The 3,894-nt window shown below is 68.3% G+C and carries 5 protein-coding genes; 1 reads left to right on the plus strand and 4 read right to left on the minus strand.

What is annotated here, in order from left to right:
* Positions 1-1,741: elongation factor G (gene fusA / locus VGO10_RS16015; RefSeq protein WP_349258954.1), on the minus strand; the 1,741-nt coding region annotated here is incomplete at its 3' end.
* 96 nt (positions 1,742-1,837) lie between these two features.
* On the opposite strand from fusA, the gene VGO10_RS16020 reads away from it, so the two are divergent.
* The gene (locus VGO10_RS16020; protein ID WP_327470142.1) at positions 1,838-2,461 is read left to right on the plus strand and encodes a hypothetical protein; all 624 of its coding nucleotides are present in this window, start codon (positions 1,838-1,840) and stop codon (positions 2,459-2,461) included.
* Between the two features lie 10 nt (positions 2,462-2,471).
* Here the strand turns inward: VGO10_RS16020 and rpsG are convergent, their stop codons facing one another.
* From rpsG to VGO10_RS16035, 3 genes are all read right to left on the minus strand, one after another.
* On the minus strand, positions 2,472-2,942 hold the full coding sequence (rpsG, locus tag VGO10_RS16025) for a 30S ribosomal protein S7 (RefSeq protein ID WP_327470144.1): 471 nt from the start codon (positions 2,940-2,942) through the stop codon (positions 2,472-2,474).
* Between the two features lie 7 nt (positions 2,943-2,949).
* Entirely contained in the window at positions 2,950-3,345 is a 396-nt protein-coding gene (gene rpsL / locus VGO10_RS16030; RefSeq protein WP_327470146.1) for a 30S ribosomal protein S12, read from the minus strand.
* Between the two features lie 38 nt (positions 3,346-3,383).
* A partial coding sequence (locus tag VGO10_RS16035) for an ABC transporter permease (protein ID WP_327470148.1) occupies positions 3,384-3,894 on the minus strand: 511 nt, incomplete at its 5' end.

Raw genomic sequence — 3,894 nt, forward strand, 5'->3', positions numbered from 1 at the left:
CGACATCGTGCGCTGCGCCGTCGAGCAGGCTCGCCTTGACCCCCACCATCGGGTAGCCGGCAAGGACACCGACCTGGAGTGCATCCTGGATTCCGGCGTCGACCGAGGGGATGTACTCCCGCGGGATGCGACCACCGGTCACCTTGTTCTCGAACTCGTAGCTCGGGCCGTCCGGGGTCATCTCCAGCGGCGCGATGGCCACCTGGACCTTCGCGAACTGACCTGAACCACCGGTCTGCTTCTTGTAGGTGAGGTCCTCGCGCTCGACGACCCGGCGGATGGTCTCGCGGTAGGCCACCTGCGGCTTGCCGACGTTGGCCTCGACGTTGAACTCGCGGCGCATCCGGTCGACCAGCACCTCGAGGTGCAACTCGCCCATGCCGGAGATCTCGATCTGGCCGGTCTCCTCGTTGGTCTGGACCTGGAACGTCGGGTCCTCCTCGGCCAAGCGGCCCAGGGCGACCGACATCTTCTCCTGGTCGGACTTCGTCTTGGGCTCGACGGCCACCTTGATGACCGGCTCGGGGAAGACGATGTTCTCCAACTTGATCGGAGCGTCCGGGGCACACAGCGTGTCGCCCGTGACGATCTGCTTGATGCCGACCGCCGCGGCGATGTCGCCGGCGTAGACCTCCTCGAGCTCCTCGCGGTCGTTGGCGTGCATCATCAGGATGCGGCCGACGCGCTCGGTCTTGCCCGAGGAGACGTTGAGGATGCGCGAACCCGCCGACAGGCGGCCGGAGTACACGCGGAAGTAGGTGAGCTTGCCGACGAACGGGTCGGCGGCGATCTTGAAGGCCAGCGCGGCGAACGGCTCCTCGTCGGAGGCGTTGCGCACCTCCTCGGTGATGTCGCCGTTGCGCGCCTCGACGATGCCCTCGACCGGCGGCACGTCCAGCGGGGACGGCAGGTAGTCGACAACGGCGTCGAGCAGGGGCTGCACGCCCTTGTTCTTGAAAGCCGAGCCACAGAAGACCGGGGTGATGCCGAGCTCGAGGACGGCCTTGCGGATCGCGGCCTTGAGCTGGCCGATCTCGACGTCGCCGTGCTCGAGGTAGGCCTCGGCCAGGTCGTCGTCGAAGGTGCCGACGGCGTCGATGAGCGTCTCGCGCGCCTCTTCCGCGCGAAGCTGATGCTCCTCGGGGATCTCGATGACGTCGAAGTCCTTGCCGAGGTCATCGTTGTAGATGATGGCCTTCATCGCGATCAGGTCGATGATCCCGACCAGGTCGGCCTCGGCGCCGATCGGCAGTTGGACCGGCACGGCGTTGGCGCCCAGGCGATCGATCATGGTCTCGACCGAGCGGTCGAAGTCCGCGCCGATGCGGTCCATCTTGTTGATGAACGCGATGCGGGGGACGTGGTACTTGTCGGCCTGGCGCCAGACGGTCTCTGACTGCGGCTCGACGCCGGCGACCGAGTCGAACACGGCGATGGCGCCGTCGAGGACGCGCAGCGAGCGCTCAACCTCGACCGTGAAGTCCACGTGGCCGGGCGTGTCGATGATGTTGATGCGGTGCTCGTCCCACGTGCACGTCGTCGCAGCGGACGTGATCGTGATGCCGCGCTCCTGCTCCTGCTCCATCCAGTCCATCGTGGCCGCGCCCTCGTGGACCTCACCGATCTTGTACGTGCGACCGGTGTAGTAAAGGATGCGCTCGGTCGTCGTCGTCTTACCGGCGTCGATGTGCGCCATGATCCCGATGTTGCGGGTCTTCTGGAGGGAGAACTTGCGTGGCATATCTGAAGGCGGTGGGGAAGCGGTGGCTGCGGGCAAAGAAAACGGGCCCCTCGGGCCCGCGCGCACGTCAGGGATGTTTCCCGGGCGTCGCGCTATGTGCTCGAGGTCTCCATGCTGGCGCAGAGAGCGTCCCGGGGTAAAGGCGCGCACGTGAGCGGCGCTCAACACGGGACAGGCCGCGATGATAGCAAAGGGTTCGGTACCGGCCGGTCGCCCTCACCAGGCGTTCGCGCCCTGCGTGCCGCGCTGGCACTGGCCGGTCTGGCCGGTGCCCTGCTGCTGATCGTCGCGACCTTCACGACGATCATCCAGATCACCGTCGAGACCACGACCCGCGCGGTCGATTACGACGCCGCGCAGAGCGGCTGGAACCGCCACGGCCCTGCGCTGATCGTCCTCGCGCTGCTGGCCCTCTGGCTGCTGACGGCAGCGCTGCGCGGCGCGCGTATCGCGATGACCGGGCTGGCACTGACCGGCCTCGTGGCGTTGGCCATCGCCGTGCACTGGGACCGCTCGCACGTGCACGACACCGGCTCGGTCGGCGAGGTCTACACCGAGGCGACGGCGGGGCCCGGCACCGGCTACTACCTCGAGACCCTCGGCGGCGCGTTGCTGTTGCTGTCGGGCAGTGCGCTGCTCGTCCTCGGCGGCCCGGTCAGTGTGCGGGGCGAGAACGCCGACGGCCGCCCGGTGGGCGGCCGTCGAACCGAAGCGGAGTGAGCCGAAGCGCTTACCAGCGGTAGTGCGCGAAGGCCTTGTTGGCCTGCGCCATGCGGTAGATGTCGTCCTTGCGCTTGTAAGCGCCGCCCTGGGAGTTGATGGCATCCATCAGCTCGTTGGCGAGGCGCTGGGCCATCGTCTTCTCGCGACGCTGACGGGCGAACTCGACGAGCCAGCGGACGGCCAGCGTGCGGGAGCGGCGCGGCGGGACCTCGACGGGCACCTGGTAGGTGGCGCCGCCGACGCGACGGGAGCGGACCTCGAGGGCTGGGGTCAGCGCCTTGAGCGCCGCCTCGAGCTGCTCGATCGGGTCCTTGCCGGTCTTCTCGCCGATGATGGCCAGCGCGTCGTACACGATCCGCTCGGCGGTGCTCTTCTTGCCGTCGAGCATGACCGTGTTGACCACCTGGGTGACCAGGCGGGAGCGGTGGACGGGATCCGGCTCGATCGGCCGGATGGTTGCTGCGGAGCGACGGGGCATCTGGCCTCTACTTCTTCTTGACGCCGTACATGGAACGGCTCTTCTTGCGATCCGTCACACCGGAGGCGTCCAGCGTGCCGCGGATGACCTTGTAGCGCACGCCCGGGAGATCCTTGACGCGGCCGCCGCGCACGAGCACGACGGAGTGCTCCTGCAGGTTGTGGCCCTCGCCGGGGATGTAGACCGTGACCTCCATCGAGTTGGTCAAACGCACGCGGGCCACCTTGCGCAGAGCCGAGTTCGGCTTCTTGGGCGTGGTGGTGTACACGCGCGTGCAGACGCCGCGGCGCTGCGGAGCGGCAACCTTCTTCTTGCGACCCTTGCCGTACTTCAGGCCCGGCGTGGCCAGCTTCTTCGTCTTCGGGTTGCGGCCCTTGCGGACCAACTGGGACGTCGTCGGCATACGGCGGGTGATGCTAGCAGCGGTGAGCCCGCGCTGATCTAGAGAATCGCCTTGGGATATGCGCGCGTCGCGGCGGTGGCCAGGACGATCAGCCAGCCGAGCGTGATCAGCAGGTCCAGCCACGGGTGGCCGCCGCCGAGCAGGAAGCCTCGCAGCCCCTCGACCTCGTAGGTCAGCGGATTCACGCTCGCCACGACGTGCAGCCAGCCGGGCATCACCGACAGCGGGTAGAGCGCACTGGACGCGAAGAACAGCGGCATCATCACGAGCTGGCCGATGCCCATGAAGCGCTCGCGCTCCTTCACGAGCGAGGCGATCGTCATCGACAGGCACGCGAACACGCCCGTCCCGAGCGCGAGCAGCACGAGCGCACCCGCCACGCCGACCACGCGCCAGCGCAGGCCGATCCCCGCGATCGCGATCACGACCAGCAGCACGACGGCCTGCACGAGCGCGCGCGTCGCCGCGCCCGCCGCCTTGCCGAGCACAAGGGCGATCCGCGGCAGCGGCGTCGCGAGCAGCCGCTGCAGCTGGCCGACGTCGCGCTCC

Origin of the sequence: Baekduia sp., from assembly GCF_035996765.1 — a bacterium.
Classification (GTDB): domain Bacteria; phylum Actinomycetota; class Thermoleophilia; order Solirubrobacterales; family Solirubrobacteraceae; genus Baekduia.